Source organism: Pantoea sp. ABR1s, assembly GCF_057812235.1.
The window spans coordinates 1,144,445-1,162,757 of sequence record NZ_CM173823.1 but is presented as its reverse complement, the minus strand read 5'-3'; the positions used below and the strand labels follow the sequence as shown (position 1 = coordinate 1,162,757).

The 18,313-nt window shown below is 54.3% G+C and carries 15 protein-coding genes, 6 tRNA genes and 2 other RNA genes; 16 read left to right on the top strand and 7 right to left on the bottom strand.

Annotated elements, in window-relative coordinates:
• Positions 1-205 precede the first annotated feature (205 nt).
• Positions 206-1,876 carry a sensor histidine kinase gene (locus ACXKZD_RS05480; protein ID WP_010257859.1) on the top strand — a complete coding sequence of 557 codons (1,671 nt, stop codon included), beginning with the start codon at positions 206-208 and terminating at the stop codon, positions 1,874-1,876.
• Entirely contained in the window at positions 1,873-2,601 is a 729-nt protein-coding gene (locus ACXKZD_RS05475) for a LytR/AlgR family response regulator transcription factor (protein ID WP_033769736.1), read from the top strand. Before ACXKZD_RS05480 ends, ACXKZD_RS05475 begins: the two co-directional genes overlap by 4 nt.
• 161 nt (positions 2,602-2,762) lie before the next feature.
• Here the strand turns inward: ACXKZD_RS05475 and glk are convergent, their stop codons facing one another.
• Positions 2,763-3,728, bottom strand: a complete 966-nt coding sequence (gene glk, locus ACXKZD_RS05470; RefSeq protein ID WP_010257856.1) for a glucokinase — start codon at positions 3,726-3,728, stop codon at positions 2,763-2,765.
• A 160-nt stretch (positions 3,729-3,888) separates the two neighbouring features.
• Positions 3,889-5,541, bottom strand: coding sequence for an indolepyruvate decarboxylase (ipdC, locus tag ACXKZD_RS05465; RefSeq protein WP_488981917.1), 1,653 nt, complete (start codon positions 5,539-5,541; stop codon positions 3,889-3,891).
• A 219-nt stretch (positions 5,542-5,760) separates the two neighbouring features.
• Here ipdC and mgrA point away from each other — a divergent pair, with 219 nt between their 5' ends.
• Positions 5,761-6,750 (top strand): L-glyceraldehyde 3-phosphate reductase, encoded by a 990-nt coding sequence (gene mgrA, locus ACXKZD_RS05460; RefSeq protein WP_010257851.1) that lies wholly within the window; start codon positions 5,761-5,763, stop codon positions 6,748-6,750.
• 172 nt (positions 6,751-6,922) lie between these two features.
• Positions 6,923-7,318, top strand: coding sequence for a DUF2502 domain-containing protein (locus ACXKZD_RS05455; protein WP_010257849.1), 396 nt, complete (start codon positions 6,923-6,925; stop codon positions 7,316-7,318).
• Positions 7,319-7,680: 362 nt separating this feature from the next.
• Here ACXKZD_RS05455 and ACXKZD_RS05450 read toward each other — a convergent pair whose 3' ends face one another.
• Positions 7,681-8,922, bottom strand: a complete 1,242-nt coding sequence (locus ACXKZD_RS05450) for an Nramp family divalent metal transporter (RefSeq protein WP_010257845.1) — start codon at positions 8,920-8,922, stop codon at positions 7,681-7,683.
• A 369-nt stretch (positions 8,923-9,291) separates the two neighbouring features.
• Here ACXKZD_RS05450 and ACXKZD_RS05445 point away from each other — a divergent pair, with 369 nt between their 5' ends.
• Positions 9,292-10,482: a NupC/NupG family nucleoside CNT transporter gene (locus tag ACXKZD_RS05445; RefSeq protein ID WP_010671371.1), complete on the top strand. Its 1,191-nt coding sequence runs from the start codon at positions 9,292-9,294 to the stop codon at positions 10,480-10,482.
• Positions 10,483-10,807: 325 nt separating this feature from the next.
• Here ACXKZD_RS05445 and ACXKZD_RS05440 read toward each other — a convergent pair.
• Positions 10,808-10,883, bottom strand: a tRNA-Ala gene (locus ACXKZD_RS05440).
• 44 nt (positions 10,884-10,927) lie between these two features.
• Positions 10,928-11,003: transfer RNA gene (locus tag ACXKZD_RS05435), tRNA-Ala, on the bottom strand.
• A 359-nt stretch (positions 11,004-11,362) separates the two neighbouring features.
• Between ACXKZD_RS05435 and ACXKZD_RS05430 the strand changes: the two genes are divergently transcribed.
• The 3 genes from ACXKZD_RS05430 to ACXKZD_RS05420 all read left to right on the top strand — a co-directional run bounded on the left by ACXKZD_RS05430 (position 11,363) and on the right by ACXKZD_RS05420 (position 12,994).
• Positions 11,363-12,151 (top strand): formate/nitrite transporter family protein, encoded by a 789-nt coding sequence (locus ACXKZD_RS05430; protein WP_010257841.1) that lies wholly within the window; start codon positions 11,363-11,365, stop codon positions 12,149-12,151.
• 111 nt (positions 12,152-12,262) lie between these two features.
• Positions 12,263-12,616, top strand: a complete 354-nt coding sequence (locus ACXKZD_RS05425; protein WP_010257838.1) for a YfeC-like transcriptional regulator — start codon at positions 12,263-12,265, stop codon at positions 12,614-12,616.
• A gap of 24 nt (positions 12,617-12,640) precedes the next feature.
• Positions 12,641-12,994 (top strand): YfeC-like transcriptional regulator, encoded by a 354-nt coding sequence (locus ACXKZD_RS05420; RefSeq protein ID WP_010257835.1) that lies wholly within the window; start codon positions 12,641-12,643, stop codon positions 12,992-12,994.
• A 33-nt stretch (positions 12,995-13,027) separates the two neighbouring features.
• Here the strand turns inward: ACXKZD_RS05420 and gltX are convergent, their stop codons facing one another.
• On the bottom strand, positions 13,028-14,443 hold the full coding sequence (gltX, locus tag ACXKZD_RS05415; protein ID WP_010257834.1) for a glutamate--tRNA ligase: 1,416 nt from the start codon (positions 14,441-14,443) through the stop codon (positions 13,028-13,030).
• Between the two features lie 272 nt (positions 14,444-14,715).
• On the opposite strand from gltX, the gene ACXKZD_RS05410 reads away from it, so the two are divergent.
• From ACXKZD_RS05410 to ACXKZD_RS05380, 7 genes are all read left to right on the top strand, one after another.
• Positions 14,716-14,791, top strand: a tRNA-Val gene (locus ACXKZD_RS05410).
• A gap of 41 nt (positions 14,792-14,832) precedes the next feature.
• Positions 14,833-14,908: transfer RNA gene (locus ACXKZD_RS05405), tRNA-Val, on the top strand.
• 34 nt (positions 14,909-14,942) lie between these two features.
• Positions 14,943-15,018: transfer RNA gene (locus tag ACXKZD_RS05400), tRNA-Val, on the top strand.
• Positions 15,019-15,022: 4 nt separating this feature from the next.
• Positions 15,023-15,098 (top strand) — tRNA-Lys (locus ACXKZD_RS05395).
• Between the two features lie 42 nt (positions 15,099-15,140).
• Positions 15,141-15,276: non-coding RNA, RtT sRNA (locus tag ACXKZD_RS05390), on the top strand.
• Positions 15,277-15,319: 43 nt separating this feature from the next.
• Positions 15,320-15,455: non-coding RNA, RtT sRNA (locus ACXKZD_RS05385), on the top strand.
• A gap of 475 nt (positions 15,456-15,930) precedes the next feature.
• On the top strand, positions 15,931-16,272 hold the full coding sequence (locus ACXKZD_RS05380) for a FlxA-like family protein (RefSeq protein WP_010259880.1): 342 nt from the start codon (positions 15,931-15,933) through the stop codon (positions 16,270-16,272).
• Here the strand turns inward: ACXKZD_RS05380 and ACXKZD_RS05375 are convergent.
• Entirely contained in the window at positions 16,269-17,189 is a 921-nt protein-coding gene (locus tag ACXKZD_RS05375; protein WP_010259882.1) for a LysR family transcriptional regulator, read from the bottom strand. The two genes, ACXKZD_RS05380 and ACXKZD_RS05375, sit on opposite strands and share 4 nt — an antisense overlap.
• A gap of 95 nt (positions 17,190-17,284) precedes the next feature.
• On the opposite strand from ACXKZD_RS05375, the gene ACXKZD_RS05370 reads away from it, so the two are divergent.
• On the top strand, positions 17,285-18,298 hold the full coding sequence (locus ACXKZD_RS05370) for a bile acid:sodium symporter family protein (RefSeq protein WP_010671370.1): 1,014 nt from the start codon (positions 17,285-17,287) through the stop codon (positions 18,296-18,298).
• Positions 18,299-18,313: the final 15 nt, after the last annotated feature.

Below are 18,313 nucleotides of genomic sequence, written 5' to 3'. Positions count from 1 at the left end.
CTTAGCGACCAGCCTCTGCAGGGCGAAAAACTGTTCCCCTTTAATGCACTCAACCTTTCCTCTTTTTGCCCATATGCCGTAAAAATTGATCTGAAGCACTAACTCCCACCGTGATTGATCGGGACGCTAGCGGTTCGCGATCACATTTTTTATCATAGAGGCACTTTCCATTGCCGACGAGTCGCCTGTGTCCTCCCACTTCACGATGTTACTGGCAGTATTTGACCGCGCCGCCCTGATGCTGATCTGCCTGTTCTTCCTGACACGCACCCGCCCGTTTCGTCAGCTGCTGCAAAAAGATGAACACACCCGTGCGGAGAAAGTAGCCGTTACTGCCATCTTTTCCCTGTTTGCGCTGTTCAGTACCTGGTCGGGTGTCGATGTCGATGGTTCACTGCTGAATGTGCGGGTCATCGCCGTGATGGCGGGTGGCATTCTGTTTGGCCCCTGGGTCGGGATCGCCACCGGGGTTATTGCCGGTCTGCACCGTTTTCTGATCGATATTCACGGCGTAACCTCCGTGCCCTGCCTGATTACCAGCATCATTGCCGGTATCGTTGCGGGCGGTATTAATCGCCGGGTACTGAAAGAGCACCGCTGGCGTGCCGGTATCGTCGGCGGCATGCTCTGTGAAGCCTTGACGATGTTGTTGATTGTTGTGTGGGCGCGCCCCACCTCACTCGGGCTGGCGATTGTGTCGGAAATTGCCCTGCCGATGATCCTCGGTGCCTCCAGTATCGGCATCATTGTGCTGCTGGTGCAGAGCGTCGAGGGGGAAAAAGAGGCGATTGCCGCCCGCCAGGCCAAGCTGGCGCTGGAGATCGCCAATAAAACCCTGCCGCTGTTCCGTCAGGTGAACAGCGACTCGCTGCGCAACATCTGTGACATTATCCGACGGGAGATCAAAGCCGATGCGGTGGCGATGACCGATAAAAAACAGATTCTGGCCTACGTCGGCTATGGCGAACATAATTATAAACATGGGGATGATGGCATCAGCCCCACCACGGCGCAGTCGATCGCCAGCGGTAAAATTATCATTAAGAACAACGATGAAGCGCATCGCACCAAAGATATTCACTCCATGATCGTGATCCCGCTGTGGGAGAAAGGCAAAGTCACCGGCACGTTGAAAATCTACTATCGCCGCGCACACCGTATTACCGGCTCGCTGAAGGAGATGGCGATTGGCCTGTCACAAATCATCTCAACCCAGCTTGAAGTATCGCGTGCCGAGCAGTTGCGCGAGATGGCTAATAAAGCGGAACTGCGTGCGCTGCAAAGTAAAATAAATCCTCATTTCCTGTTCAACGCCCTGAATGCTATCTCCTCTTCTATCCGGCTCAATCCCGATACCGCCCGTCAGCTGGTGATAAATCTGTCACGCTATCTGCGCTACAACCTGGAACTGAACGACGATGAGCTAATCGACATCCGTAAAGAGCTGTGGCAGGTGAAAGATTACATCGCCATCGAGCAGGCCCGGTTTGGCGATAAGCTGACGATGATCTATGACGTCGATGAGGATCTCCATTTTCTGCTGCCGAGTCTGCTGATCCAGCCTCTGGTGGAGAATGCCATTGTCCATGGCATCCAGCCCTGTAAAGGCAAAGGCGTGGTGACGCTGAGCGTCCGTGATCTGGGCGATCAGGTACGGATCTCGGTGCGGGACACCGGTCAGGGCATCAGTGACGAAGTGATAGCACGGGTGGCGCGTAACGAAATGCCCGGTAATAAAATCGGCCTGCTCAATGTGCATCATCGGGTAAAACTTTTGTCAGGTCAGGGATTGAATATCGTGCGGCATCAGCCGGGCACAGAGATTTCCTTTACGCTGAGTAAGAATGGCCAGCGCCTGGCGGAGAATCTGTTATGAAAGCCATTATTGTGGAAGATGAATTCCTGGCGCAGCAGGAGCTGAGCTGGATGATTCAGCATCACAGCAAAATCGAGATCGAAGCCTGTTTTGACGATGGTCTGGACGTGCTGAAGTACCTGCAACAGCATCGGGTTGATGTGATTTTCCTCGATATCAACATCCCCTCACTGGATGGCATGCTGCTGGCACAGAATATCCATCAGTTTGCCCACAAGCCACTGATTGTCTTTATTACCGCGTGGAAAGAGCATGCGGTGGAAGCGTTTGAGCTGGAGGCGTTTGACTACATTCTCAAGCCCTATCAGGAGTCGAGGATTGTCACCATGCTGAACAAGCTCGAAGCCACAGCGCAGGCGCAGCAGGCGGTCAGCCATCTCAGCGCCACGCCCGCGCCGCAGACGGTCAACCTGATCAAAGATGAGCGCATTATCGTCACTGACGTGAATGATATTTACTACGTTGAGGCGCATGAGAAGCTGACCTTTGTTTATACCCGGCGCGAATCCTACGTGATGTCGATGAATATTACCGAGTTCTGTTCACGCCTGCCGGAACAGCAATTTTTCCGCTGCCACCGCTCTTTCTGCGTCAGCCTCAGCAAGATTCGTGAAATCGAGCCGTGGTTTAACAATACCTATCTGCTGAAGCTGCGCGATCTGGAGTTTCAGGTGCCGGTCAGCCGCAGTAAGGTGAAGCAGTTTCGACAGCTGATGCGCCTGTAGCGCAGGAGGGTTAAAGGCCTGTTCAGAAAGGGGGGGTGGCGAAGCAGGAGAGCAGCAGCAAAAAATCCGGGGGGTTTTCCCGATCCTGCCCCGCTGAAGCAGGCCGATCGGGAAAATCGCTCGCGCGCAGAATGGCAGTACGCGCGCGAGGTAAAGCAGAATCAGATTTCGCGACCCAGCGTCTGGCGCAGATGCGCGCCCGCGCCCAGCAGGCCAGGCTGGTCGTGCGTAATCATATAAACCGGGATGCTGGCAACATAGTCGCGGAAGCGGCCTTTATCTTCAAACGCCGCACGGAAACCCGACGACTTAAAGAACTCCAGGAAGCGTGGCACGATGCCACCGGCAATATAGACACCACCAAAGGTGCCAAGATTCAGCGCCAGGTTGCCGCCGAAACGGCCCATGATGACGCAGAACATTGACAGCGCGCGACGGCAGTCGGTGCAGCTGTCATCCAGCGCACGCTGGCTGACATCTTTCGGCTTCAGGTTTTCCGGCACGCGATTATCCACTTTAACAATCGCACGATAGAGGTTAACCAGACCGGCACCTGACAGCACACGTTCCGCTGAAACATGGCCCAGCTCTTCGCGCAGCACTTCCAGGATCTGATCTTCTTCTTCGCTGTTGGCAGCGAAGTCGACATGACCGCCCTCACCTGGCAGGCTGACCCAGCGCTTGTCCACATGCACCAGATGGCTGACGCCTAATCCGGTGCCGGCACCATAAATCGCGATAGGTTTATCTTTGACTGGCTCTGTACCGCCAAACTGAATCACGTTTTCGGCGGTCAGCATCGGGATCGCCATAGATACCGCAGTGAAGTCGTTAATGATTTCCAGGTGTTCAAAACCGATGTTCTCTTTGAGCTTGCGCGTGGAAAACGCCCAGTCATGGTTGGTCATTTCAACCCAGTCATCGGTAATCGGGCAGGCAATGGCAATACAGCCATCTTTAACGTCCTGCTGTTGTTCATCAAGATAGTGGCGGATGACGGCTTCGAGGCTGTCGTATTCTGATGTTGAGAATGTTTTGGCCTGGGTGATGCTGCCGCTTTCCACCTCACACAGGGCGAGGCGTGCGTTAGTACCGCCGACATCGCCGACCAAGGCATAGGTTGTCATTCTTCTGTTGCTCCGCTTGGGGTCTTAAGAGTTGGAGGACACTATAAAATTCTGCCCATAAAACAACAACGCTCACCGGTGCGATTGGTGAGCGTCTTACTCAGGTGTGCTACAGCCTAACCGCGATAGTCCACCCTGCACAGCGGCAACTATCTGAATCTTAGCCGCCGTTGCGTTGATTCAGGCAGGCGGTGACTTTTCGTAGCAGTGGCGGCAAATCCTCTTTCTGCATGACGACTTCAACCAGAGAGAGCCACTTCGGCTCTGAGAGTCGCGCCATCACTTCCTCTAACTGCACCGTTTCACTGATACGCCAGCTCTGCGCCTGGCCCTGCAGGCTAAGGGCGTGCGGTAAGGCCGTCCAGTTCCACTGGGCAATATCATTGTAACGTTGTGTTGCGCCGTGAATCGCCCGTTCGACGGTATAGCCTTCATTATTCAGCAAAAAGAGTATCAGTTGCTGCTGGTCACGCAGCATCGAACCCAGTTCCTGAATTGTCAGCTGCGCCGAACCGTCTCCGATGATCAGGATAACCCGGCGATCAGGATCGGCAGTCTGCGCGCCAAATGCTGCCGGAAGAGTATAGCCGATTGATCCCCATAATGGCTGAACCACCAGCTGCGCCTGCGAGGGCAATCTTAACGCGGCGGCCCCAAAGGCGGCTGTCCCCTGCTCGGCCAGAATAAGGTCGCCGGGTTGCAGGAATGCCTGCATCGCCTGCCAGAACGCCTGCTGGCTGATCACCGCCGCCGGTTCTGCAGGCTGCGCGGCGGGCGGCGTGGCACCGGGTTGCCACTGCTGGCCATAGCGTTCAAACAGCGGCAGCAGTTCGCTCAGCGCATCCGCCATCGACAGTGGCGCAAAACGTTCACCGCCCACGCTGGCGCTGAGGGGCTGCAGATCAATCAGCCGCTCAGGGTTAAACTGCTGCGTGAAGCCTGCAGTAATGGTGTCGGTAAATCGCACCCCGACGCAGATCGCCACATCCACCTGCTCGATCTGTTCGCACACCTGACCTGCGCTGGCCTCACCGGCATAGGTACCGACGTAACCCGGCTGCTGTTCATCCAGAACCCCCTTGCCCATCAGCAGGCTGGCACAGGGAATCGCACACTGTTCACGCAGCGCGGCCAGTGCGGACTGCTGCTGCCAGCGCAGCGCAAGAAAATCGGCCAGGAGTGAAACCCGCTGCGCCGGTGCCAGCAAACGTTCCGCCGCGTCGCTGAAAGCGCGACGCGCAGCGGGCGAAGAGGATTGATGACTGTTCAGGGGCTGCGCGGGTGGCTGCACCTCCATGGCCGCCACGTCGACGGCCAGCGACAAATAGCCGGGACGACGGGCCTGCAGCGCACTGACGATCACCCGATCAATCTCAGCCGTGGCGTTGTCGGCGGTAAGCTGTGCCGTTGCCGCACTGACTTCTGTGGCCATGCGAATAAAATGCTGGAAATCGCCATCGCCCAGCGAATGATGAACACAATCCCCCTGCAACTGGGCCTGCGTCGCAGGCGCGCCAACGATATGGATCACCGGCAGATACTCGGCATAACTGCCCGCAATGCCATTAATCGCGCTGAGCTCGCCCACACCAAACGTGGTCAATAGCGCTCCCGCGCCGTTGCAGCGTGCATAACCGTCTGCCGCATAGGCTGCGTTAAGCTCATTAGCGCAGCCTACCCAGTTGATGGCCGGATGGGCGATGACGTGGTCAAGAAATTGCAGGTTATAGTCGCCCGGCACGCCAAACAGATGCTTTACACCAATCTCCTGCAGACGGGTCAGCAGATAATCTCCAACAGTAAAAGTGGACATTGCGCATTCCTTTCAGGGAAGAGTCGGGTTAAGTATCTGACACAGGATGAAATTAGCGAGGCGTGCCGCTATTTTAGCCAGCCGCAATGGCTGGAAAGGCGACGTTACGCTGGCGGAATATTCTGTAAAAATGCGAATTGCAGCGCGCTGTCACTGAGTGTAACCGTATACACTGATAGACTTTTGGCACATATCCCCGTTTTTACCCAGGAGCGCTGAATGTCCCTTTTCCCTCATCCCGATCGCTATCAACAGATGGAATATCGCCGCAGCGGCCGCAGCGGAATCAAACTGCCCGCCATTTCGCTGGGACTGTGGCATAACTTTGGTGACAGTACCCGGGTCGATAACAGCCGTGAGCTGCTGCGTCATGCGTTTGACCTTGGCATCACGCACTTCGACTTAGCCAACAATTACGGTCCACCCCCTGGCTCAGCAGAAGAGAACTTCGGGCGTATTCTGCGGGAAGATTTTCGTGCCCATCGTGATGAGCTGATCATCTCCACTAAAGCGGGCTATACCATGTGGCAGGGGCCTTATGGGGATTGGGGTTCGCGTAAATATCTGGTCGCCAGTCTGGATCAGAGCCTGAAGCGAATGGGGCTGGAGTATGTGGATATTTTCTATCATCACCGTCCCGATCCGGAAACCCCGCTGGAAGAGACAATGCGCGCGCTGGACCATGTGGTGCGCCAGGGCAAAGCGCTTTACGCTGCCCTTTCAAACTATCCGGCCGATCTCGCCGCCGAAGCGATAGCTATCCTGCGCGATCTAGGCACCCCTTGTCTGATTCACCAGCCGCGCTATTCGATGTTTGAACGCACACCTGAGCAGGGATTGATTCAGACGCTGGGCGATGCGGGCGTCGGCTGTATCGCCTTCTCTCCGCTGGCAGGCGGCGTGCTCACCGATCGCTATCTGCAGGGCATTCCGGAAGATTCGCGCGCGGCCAGCGGCAGCAAGTTCCTGAATGAGAACCAGCTGACGGATGAGAAGATGGAGAAAGTCCGCAAGCTTAATGCTATTGCGCAGCAGCGCGAACAGAAGCTGGCGCAGATGGCGCTGGCGTGGGTGCTGCGCGATGAGCGTGTGACTTCAGTACTGATCGGAGCCAGCAAAACAGCCCAGATCGATGACGCGGTGGCGATGCTCGCTCGCCGTCAGTTCAGCGACAGCGAGTTAGCTGCGATTGACGCGGCGCTGCTGTAACGGTTTTAGCGCCCGGCTGAGGCCGGGCGTTTTCTGCGCCAGAATAGTCTCAAACCCCTTTCTCTCCCCAATTTCCTCACAATCTTCCGACACAATGATGCGGTAACAACAGCAATACGCAGGCATAATCGCTGCGCCGCAACAGCATCAGACTGTTGATGAGGAGAAGAAAATGAAAAGAGCCCTTATTTTTGCTGCCCTGCTGGCCCTGTTGTCGCCGCTGGCACACCACACAGCCCAGGCCTCCAGTGCCTCTATTACTCTGGCCCCCGGCGTCACCCTGAATCTTGGCGATCGCGATCGCCGTGGCTATTACTGGGATGGTGGTCGCTGGCGTGAACCGCGCTGGTGGAACGACCGCTATTCTTACAACGAACGCCGCTGGTGGCGACACGAAGAGTGGCGTCGTCAGCAGCAGTGGGAGCGCGAACGCCGCTGGCATGAGCGCGACCGTGAGCGTCGCTGGGAACATCAGTATCGCCGCGATCGTGATCGTGGCTGGGATCACCATGACCGTCGTGGTCCTGACCATCGCGGTCCAGACCATCACGGACACGATCGCCATTAATAAAAACGCCCGGCAGAACCGGGCGTTTCAGACAACACAAAGACTTCAATCAGTGTGATTCTGGCCGCAACGCATAAACTCAACGCGCAGGGAACACGGTCAGAAGAGGAAAGCGTCCCGCGCCATGGACAAAAACGCCGGGAGCGTTTTTGAACAACGCAACGCGTTGGCCCGGCTACGGGCGCACCTCAGGGATGAGGTGCGTAATCGCGCGGGCCGAGCATGTCATGGATGACGGATTTTGCGTCTTTCCGATCTGACCGTGTTTCCTGCGCTGGCTCGGTATCACTGCGAACCTGGCCAGACGTTGCCAACAAGAAAATGCCCGGCATAGCCGGGCGTTTTCTTGTTTACCATAACCGCTACAGCCCCAGCGCTTCACCCACCAGCAGGTAAAGATTCAGCGTAATCACCAGCAACACGATCAGTCGCCCGGTGTTCTGCATCAGACGCGAGTTAACCATATCATCGCCCATCAGCTCGCGGTTGCCGGTAAAGGAGAGCAGCGGAATCAACGCCAGCGCAATACCGAAACTCAGCAGCACCTGACTCATCACCAGCACCCTTGTCGGGTCCCAGCCGGCCCAGATGACAATAAAAGAGGGCAGCATGGTGACGGTTCGGCGCACCCACAGGGGAATATGGAAGTGGATAAAGCCCTGCATCACCACCTGCCCCGCCAGCGTACCGACCACCGTTGAAGATAATCCGGCGGCCACCAGGCTCAGACCAAACACCGTCGCCGCCGCCTGACCTAACAGCGGTTGCAGCGTCAGATAGGCCTGATCGAGTTCAGCGATTTTACTGTGCCCGCTGAAGTGAAACGCCGCTGCGGCAGTCGCCATCATCGCCAGGTTAACAAATCCGGCGATGGTCATGGCAATCGCCACATCCAGTTTAGTTGAGGAGTACCGCTGACCTTTGCTGTCCTCACTTTTGCCCTGCGTTAGCGCGGAGTGCAGGTAAATCACGTGCGGCATAATGGTCGCACCCAGCACACCCGCCGCCAGGAATACGGCATCCGACGTTGGTAACGCGGGCAGCGCCATGCCGATCACCAGCTCTTTGACACTGGGTTGTGAGAAAAAGAGTTCAACGATATAGGCCGCCGCCACAAACAGCAGCAGTCCGCCAATCACCAGCTCCAGCGGCTTTTGCCCACGGCTCTGTAACATCAATATCAGGAACGTGGCGATGCCTGTCAGCACCGCGCCCTGCATCAAAGAAATACCGAGCAGCAGTTTGAACCCCAGCGCGGCTCCGATAAATTCCGCCAGGTCAGTGGCCATCGCGATAATTTCCGCCTGCACCCAGTAAAACCAGACGGCGGGCCGGGGAAAACGATCGCGAATGTGTTCAGCGAGGTTTTTGCCGGTAGCGATACCCAGCTTGGCTGACATCAGCTGAATCAGCATGGCCATGATGTTGGCCCATACCACCACCCACAGCAATTTGTAGCCGTAAGCAGCGCCCGCCTGAATGTTGGTCGCAAAGTTGCCCGGATCGATATAGCCGATAGCGGCGATAAAAGCGGGCCCCAGTAGTGCGAGTTTGACTTTTCTGACTCCGCGAGCGGCGCGCTCGGCGGTACGACTTTCAAACATATCCGGTACCCTGTCTGAACATTTGCCTGCCCCGGCAGCTTAGGGGTTAGCAGGTGCAAGTGAAATTCGTTTATTGTTATCGGTGTAATAGATGCTGCTATAAAGTATAGCCATTGCTATACATTACAGTAAAGGATGTGATTGCTAAAAATGTGAGCAATAGTGTCACTTTACGCCCGGTGTAAAATTCAGACAATAATTATGTGGTTATCTGAAGTGAAGTATTTGTAAACAGGACGTGATCTCTGGAACTTTTCTGGAAAATATAACGATAGCGAATACTTATATTGTGGTTCAGATCTCGTTTTTAAGTAACGCGTTACATAGAATACGCAACAAAATACAACCCTCCTCAAATTTGGAGCAACCATGTCCCATATTTTGCAATTTCTTTTAGCACTGGTGGTGGTCGGGATACTCGCCTTGCTGGTTAGTCACGATCGTAAAAGCATTCGCATTCGCTACATTATACAGCTACTGGTGATTGAAATTGTGCTCGCCTGGTTCTTCCTGAACTCAGAAGCGGGACTCGGTTTCGTCAAAGGATTCGCGGGCTTCTTTGACCATCTGCTGAAGTATGCCGCTGAGGGTACTAACTTCGTCTTTGGCAACATGAGCGACAAAGGTCTGGCCTTCTTCTTCCTTAACGTATTGTGCCCTATCGTCTTTATCTCTGCGCTGATCGGTATTCTGCAGCATTTCCGTATCCTGCCATGGGTGATTCGCGGTATTGGTACCGTACTGTCGAAAGTGAATGGCATGGGAAAACTGGAATCTTTCAACGCCGTGAGTTCTCTGATACTGGGACAATCAGAAAACTTCATCGCCTATAAAGATATCCTGGGCCAAATGTCACAGCGCCGCATGTACACCATGGCCGCGACCGCGATGTCGACCGTATCGATGTCGATTGTCGGCGCCTACATGACCATGCTGCAGCCGAAGTATGTAGTCGCCGCGCTGGTGCTCAACATGTTCAGCACCTTTATCGTGCTGTCGCTGATCAACCCTTATCGTGTAGAAAACGAAGAAGATCTGCAGTTGCAGGATCTGCACAAAGGCCAGAGCTTCTTTGAGATGCTGGGCGAGTATATCCTGGCCGGTTTCCGTGTCGCGATTATCGTTGCCGCCATGCTGATTGGTTTTATCGCGCTGATTTCAGGTCTGAATGCGCTGTTTGATCTGATCTTCGGCATCTCCTTCCAGGGCGTTCTCGGCTTTGTCTTCTATCCGTTTGCCTGGGTGATGGGCGTGCCTGCTGGCGAAGCGTTGCAGGTCGGCAGTATTATGGCGACCAAGCTGGTGTCGAATGAGTTTGTTGCCATGATGGATCTGCAGAAAATCGCGGGTCAGCTGTCGCCACATTCAGAAGGTATTCTTTCTGTGTTCCTGGTCTCGTTCGCTAACTTCTCTTCCATCGGCATCGTGGCCGGTGCGATTAAAGGTCTGAACGAAGAACAGGGTAACGTGGTTTCCCGCTTTGGTCTGAAGCTGCTGTACGGCTCTACGCTGGTCAGCGTGCTTTCCGCCGCTATCGCCGGTCTGGTTCTGGCGTTCTAAGCACGGTTCTGCGCACTACTCTAAGCATCAAAGGGCGAGCAGGTCTCGCCCTTCTCTTTCTGCTCTATCCTTGCTCTGCTTCCCGCTGATTCCCCTTTCCCGCGTTACCTCTTTCATTGCACATGTTACATCTGCATTCAGATCGTGCACGACAGGCGGCACAACGTACCGCAAACAGCATCGGATGTCATGACAGGTCATGCCGGTAATAACGTATTTAAGCGTGCGCAGCAGCGTGAATGGCAAAGCAATAGCGTTGGGATCCGCAGCAACTGGCGAATAAGAGATTAATCAGAAAGGATTTTGACAACGGCGTGTCAGAAAATGGTGGAGATAAGCGGGATCGAACCGCTGACCTCTTGCATGCCATGCAAGCGCTCTCCCAGCTGAGCTATACCCCCACATCTGGAATCGTTTTTCAGTGCCAAACTTTTGGGAAGAAGTTTGGTGGAGCTAAGCGGGATCGAACCGCTGACCTCCTGCATGCCATGCAGGCGCTCTCCCAGCTGAGCTATAGCCCCGAACCGAAAAACTGTCGCGTTAAGCGACGGACGGCATAATATGAAACCCCCTCCGGGGTGTCAACGGCAAAATGACATTCTCTGTTTGATCGCTGAAAAAGGCGGCAACCTGCGAAGTTTCAGCAGCATGCTGCAGGGGAAAATCGTGTCTGTTCACACAGGACCGTTTTTTAACTGTTATTCAGTCTGCCGTCAGGTTAATTCACGGTTAAATATGTTATAGGAATTTTCTTGTCTTCGGCTTTTTCGCATGCAAAACTTAGCCCGCTAATTTAGTGGTACCCGGGACCCTCTCCCGCGCACCACGCGTCCACCAGGCGTTATCGTCCCATTAATCATAAAAAAACTACTGAGATACTATGTCGCTGCATACACCTAAAGAAATCGCACAACTGGCGATCCAGTCAGGCGTGGCTAAAAGCCGTGCACCTGTCAGCATCCTTCTGATTCTCGGCTTTATGGCGGGCGCATTTATTGCGACCGGCTTCCTGCTGGATCTTCACGTGATCAACACCCTTCCCGCTGAATGGGGCTCTTTTGGTGGCCTGTTAGGTGCCGCGGTCTTTCCGGTGGGGATCATCATGACCGTGCTGGCGGGTGGTGAACTGCTGACCGGTAATATGATGACCTTACCGGTGGCCTGGTTCGCCCGTCGCATCAGCTTTATGAGCGTGGCGCGCAACTGGTTCTGGGTTACCCTGGCTAACTTTCTCGGCAGCGTGGCTGTCGCCTGGTTCTTTGGTCACATGCTGGGTATGACCGAGGGCGATTACCTGAAGAAGACCGTTGCTATCGCTTCTGCAAAAGTCCACGCTGATTTCCTGCACGCCTTTATTTCCGGCATCGGCTGTAACTGGCTGGTTTGCCTGGCGGTATGGCTGGCTTTTGCCAGTAAAGATGTGGTCGGCAAGATCTTCGGCATGTGGTTCCCGGTGATGGCATTTGTGGCCATTGGCTTCCAGCACGTTGTCGCTAACATGTTTATTATTCCGGCCGCCATTTTTGCCGGTCAGATGAGCTGGGCAGAGTACTTCCCTAATTTTATTGCCGTCTTCTCAGGCAATGCCGTGGGTGGTGCCGTGTTCGTTGGTCTGGCCTATTTCCTTGCATTCCGCCCTGCCGCTGAACCCGCCAGTAATCCTCAGTAATGATGTTTTGCCTTTTGTCGAGAGACAAAAGGCAATTTCAGCTTCAGTTACTTTCACCCGTTACGTTTTGCTGTAATATGTCCTGCTAATGTATTAATCAGGGACTGCATCGTGAAAAAGGAATGGCTTACCCCCGAAGAGCTGGCTGCAGAGACGGGTTACAGTCGGCAAACGGTGAATAAATGGATCAAGCGGGAAAACTGGACGACCACGCCGAAGCCCGGTGTGCAAGGCGGTAAAGCCCGATTGATTCACATTGATGAGCGCGTGAAAAGTTTTATTCAGTCGACCCGTAACCTTAACGAGCCGACGGCAACTTATGGCACTCCGTCTAATTCATTACCTGCGTTATTAATAAGTTCCGTCCAGCAAATGACTCAGGACGAGCAGGATCAATTCACTGCACTAATCTTACGCGAAGGTATCAAGGGCGTTTTGCAGCGACTGGGAATCAGCGAAGAGTAAGGTGTATTTATCAGGGAAGGTATGATGAAAAAGGAATGGTTAACACCCGAAGAACTCGCCTCAGAGACGGGCCTGAGCCGACAGACAGTGAACAAATGGATTAAGCGCGAAAACTGGACCACCCTGCCCAGACCCGGCATTCAGGGCGGCAAGGCGCGATTGATTCATGTCGATGATCGCGTAGAAAAATTTATCCATTCGACGCGTAGCCTGCACGAACCCGCCGCAATGTACAGGGTTCCGGCAGATTCACTGACGGCACTGTTGGTGAATGCGGTTCCACAAATGAGTCAGGCTGAACAGGAGCAGCTGTCAGCGCTGATATTACGGATAGGTATTAAAGGCATGTTGCAGCGTCTGGATATTACTGAAGAGTAAAAACCGGAAGCGCGAAGCTTCCGGTTCTGTTTATTAAGCCTGCGCTTCCCGCTCACTGATAAAGGCCAGCGCCTGCTCAATACGTGCAACGCTGCGGCTGCGGCCTATCGCTTCCACGGTGACATCCAGTCCGGGTGACTGACCGGCACCGGTTACGGCCACGCGCAGCGGCATGCCCACTTTCCCCATCCCGACTTCCAGCTCATCTGCGGTGCTCTGAATAGCCTGATGTACGTTTTCAGCCGTCCACTCTTCGATCGCGGCCAGCTTATCGCGTACCACTTCCAGCGGCTGACGAGCTACCGGACGAAGATGTTTCTTCGCGGCATCGGCATCAAATTCTGCAAAGTCTTCATAGAAGTAGCGGCAGGATGCAGCCATCTCTTTCAGCGTTTTGCAGCGCTCGCCTAACAGACCAACCAGCTTCGCCAGTTCCGGGCCCGTGCGGGTATCAATTTTCTGCTCTTCAATATGCCACTGCAGATGTGTCGCCACATATTCTGGCGGCAGCGTATTGATGTAGTGATGGTTCAGCCACTGCAGTTTCTCAGTGTTGAACGCACTGGCAGACTTACTGACCGCATCCAGGGTAAAGAGCTCAGCCATTTCGGCCACGCTGAAGATTTCCTGATCGCCATGTGACCAGCCCAGGCGAACCAGGTAGTTGAGCAGCGCTTCTGGCAGGTAGCCATCATCACGATACTGCATCACCCCTACCGCGCCATGACGCTTGGAGAGCTTTTTGCCATCATCACCCAGGATCATTGAGACGTGGGCATAGACCGGAACCTGCGCGCCAATTGCTTTGAGGATGTTGATCTGACGTGGCGTGTTGTTGATGTGGTCTTCACCGCGAATCACATGGGTGATGCCCATATCCCAGTCATCCACGACGACGCAGAAGTTGTAGGTTGGCGAACCATCGGTACGGCGGATGATCAGATCATCCAGCTCCTGGTTGCTGAACTCAATCGGGCCACGGATCTGGTCGTCAAAGATGACCGAACCTTCCTGCGGATTGCGGAAACGCACAACGCACGGCTCATCATCTGCATGATGTTCATGGCTGTCACGGCAGCGGCCGTCGTAACGCGGCTTTTCGTTGTTGGCCATCTGCTCTTCACGCAGCGCTTCCAGACGTTCTTTAGAGCAGTAGCATTTATAGGCTGTGCCCGCTTCCAGCATTTCATCAATGACCGCGTTGTAACGATCAAAACGTTTTGTCTGGTAGTAAGGGCCTTCATTCCAGTCGAGGCTCAGCCAGTTCATGCCATCCATGATGGCTTCGATAGCTTCCGGCGTGGAGCGCTCCAGATCGGTATCTTCAATGCGCAGCACGAACTCGCCCTGGTTGTGACGGGCAAAGAGCCAGGAGTAAAGTGCGGTACGGGCGCCACCTACATGCAGATAGCCAGTCGGGCTGGGCGCGAAGCGTGTTTTGATTTTCATTGAGTATTGCCTTAGATGCGCGGGTTCTCTGTCTGGATGACAAAAAACAGGTTAGACGCGAAAAAACAGTGGGCACATTCTAGCATCTGACGGTGAATCCTCAATGCATGCCCGCCAGTTGCCACCCGGGAAAAGGGGCTTTTCTGCCAGTAAAACCAGCACATTGGCTAAAAGCGCGACAGGGTGTTTAAAAATAAACCGAACGCACATTTATGTTTTAAAAAGCGTTGACTCAAAATCAACTATCCCTATAATGCGACTCCACACAGCGGGGGTGATTAGCTCAGTTGGTAGAGCATCTCCCTTACAAGGAGGGGGTCGGCGGTTCGAACCCGTCATCACCCACCACTCTTAACAGCGTGGCCCGCAGTGAACAGGTATGAAGATATGGGTGATTAGCTCAGTTGGTAGAGCATCTCCCTTACAAGGAGGGGGTCGGCGGTTCGAACCCGTCATCACCCACCATATCTTGCCTGTTAGTAGTACTGAAGTACGAAGTGGGTGATTAGCTCAGTTGGTAGAGCATCTCCCTTACAAGGAGGGGGTCGGCGGTTCGAACCCGTCATCACCCACCACTTCGGGTCGTTAGCTCAGTTGGTAGAGCAGTTGACTTTTAATCAATTGGTCGCAGGTTCGAATCCTGCACGACCCACCAATTCAGAATAAAGCGCCTTAAGGCGCTTTTTTCGTTTCCGGGGCACGGACTTTACCGTGCAGGATGAGAACCTGCTGCAGGTTCGACTGAATCGCCGGGAGCGATTCAGGCTGATGCGACAGCATCACCCGCAGGGCGAGGCCCACGACGGGCCGAGGCTATCCTGCACGACCCACCAATTCAGAATAAAGCGCCTTTAAGGCGCTTTTTTCGTTTCCGGGGCACGGACTTTACCGTGCAGGGTGAGAACCTGCTGCAGGTTCGACTGAATCGCCGGGAGCGATTCAGGCTGATGCGACAGCATCACCCGCAGGGCGAGGCCCACGACGGGCCGAGGCTATCCTGCACGACCCACCAATTCAGAATAAAGCGCCTTTAAGGCGCTTTTTTCGTTTCTGCTATTGAGAGATTTCCTGCGCTTCAGAGTGGAACTGCTTTTTCCAGCTATTTCTGACTTTAAACAAAGTGCTGGCTCAGGGAGCACAGGCCTTTCGCAAAGACGCAAAATCGCCATCCATGGCAGGCTCAGCGCGGGCGATTACGCACCTCATCCCTGAGGTGCGCCCGCAGACGGGCCAACGCTTTGCGTTGTTCAAAAACGCTCCCGGCGTTTTTGTCCCTGTCCCGCGATGCTTTGCTACAGGCCTGTGCTCCCCTCGCTTTAAGCTTATCTGCTGTCTTTTAGCCCTTTTTGGTGCCTGTTTTTTTTCTGCTGCACTGACATTGGCTTAACAGATAAGCTCTCACCTTTTCGCAACCTTAACAATTTCAGCTCTCAAGTCGTTTCACAGCGTGCCGATAACGTATCTGACAACTTACAGGGAGAAAAATGATGTCTTCAATTTCCGGAATTCTAAGCAGTGCAGTCAGTGGCGGTGACAGCGGTGGCGGCAGTGTTGCCTCGCAGGTCGCGGCGCTGAATAAACAGATTCAGAACGTCTTAACGCAAGTCAAAGAGCTGGCCGACAACAAAGAACTGACTGACGAACAGAAGTCTGAAATGCAGCAGATGTATCAGTCACAAATCACCATGCTGCAGGCACAGATTGCTCAGCTGGAACAGAAGCAGGCCGAGCAGGATCAGCCAAAGAGTGACAGCTCGTCCGTCAGTGAGAGCAAAGCAGACGGGATTAACCGCCCTACCGACACCAACAAAATTGATGTCTACATCTAAAATGCGGGCCTGGCCTCGCGTTGTTGCGCCAGCAGCGTCGCCTGCTGGCGCACCTCCTGCCAGATCGCTTCGGCAGCAGGCGTCAGCGAGCGGTTTTTACGCTTGATCAGCGTAAGGCTGCGATTGATCTCCGGATATAGTCGCCGCACCGTTAATGCGCGATCCGCCGGTAACGGTAACGCCAGCGCGGGCAGAATACTGATGCCGATCCCCACCTGTACCATCGGAAACAGCGTAGCGGGATGACCAATCTCCTGAACGACTTCAGCCCTGATATTCTGCTGCTGCATCGCCGCATCAATGAGGACCCGACTGCCCGAAGCATAGTCCTGAAGCACCATGGTGCGGCCATCCAGCATTGACCATTCTGCCCTTTCCACCTGCGCCAGCGGATCATCATCACGGCATAGCAGCAGGAAAGGCTCATCAAGAATCGCGATGCTGTCAAAATCGCTGTCGCTGAGTGGCCCAATCACAATCCCGAAATCGACTTCGGCGTTACGCACACTTTGCAGCACCCACTGCTGGGCGCGATCGTGCAGTATCACTTTGATGTCAGGAAAGTGTTGCTGGCTGGCGGCCAGACATTGCGGCATCAGATGAGCGGAAATGGTCTGGCTGGCTGCCACCCTGACGGTACCACTGCGCTGTTCGCCAAAACTGCGGATATCCAGCAGCGTGGTATGAATCTCCTCCAGCAGGCGCTCCATGCGTGACGCCAGCTGTTTTCCCGCTTCAGTCAGCATCACCTCCCGGGTGGTTCGATCCAGTAACCGCACGCCGGTTTCCGCTTCCAGCTCTTTAATACTGTGGCTTACCGCCGACTGACTCAGACCTATCGCCTGCCCTGCCTGGCTGAATCCGCCATAGTGAGCCACCGCAATAAAGGTTCGTAGCTGACGCAGGGTGTAATTCATCGATTCTGCTCATAGATTAATTCAATAAATCAATTTTATTTCTAAACAGGTTTCACGCACAATCGCGCTATTGAAAAATTTACCGGAATTTAACAATGGGATTTTTAAAACTCGATCCGATGATGGTTAAACTCATCATCACCGTGCTGCTGGCCTCTTTCCTGCCAGCCAGAGGGATCTACGTTGATATATTCAGCTATCTCGCGACGGCAGCAATAGCACTGCTGTTCTTTATGCATGGTGCCAAGTTGTCGCGTGAAAAGATCATCTCAGGCAGCAGTCACTGGCGGTTGCATCTGTGGATTATGTTCAGCACCTTTGTGCTGTTTCCGGTGCTGGGTCTGTTGCTGGTCTGGTGGCATCCGGTTAATGTCGGCCCGGAAATTTATACCGGCTTTATCTACCTCTGTATCCTGCCTGCGACCGTGCAGTCCGCTATCGCGTTTACCTCCATGGCGGGCGGTAACGTTGCAGCAGCGGTATGCAGTGCCTCTGCATCAAGCCTGCTGGGTGTGTTTATTTCGCCGTTGCTGGTGAACCTGGTGATGGATATTCACAGCAGCGCGCCCAGCGATGGACTGGAGCAGATCGGGAAGATTATGCTGCAACTGATGGTGCCTTTCGTACTGGGACACCTCTCACGGCGCTGGATCGGTGGCTGGGTTGAAAAGCACCGCAGCCTGATTGGCAAAACCGACCAGACCTCGATTCTGCTGGTGGTCTACTCCGCCTTCAGTGAAGCGGTGGTTAACGGCATCTGGCATCGCGTTGGGTTGATTACGCTGCTGTGGATTGTGGCAGGCTCAATCATCCTGCTGACCGCCGTGCTGATTATCAACCTGCTGGCCTCGCGCCTGTTCCGCTTTAAACGCGCCGATGAGATTGTGGTGCTGTTTTGTGGTTCGAAGAAGAGTCTGGCGAATGGCGTGCCGATGGCGAATATCCTGTTCCCGGCCAGTACCGTGGGGATTATTGTGCTGCCGCTGATGATTTTCCATCAGGTACAGCTGATGGTCTGCTCATTTATTGCCGGACGTTATAAGAAGACCAATGAGAAGCAGCAGCAGGCTGTGCAGGTCAAAGATTCGGTGATGGAGTCTCAGAAATAGATCGGCTGCCCGCCA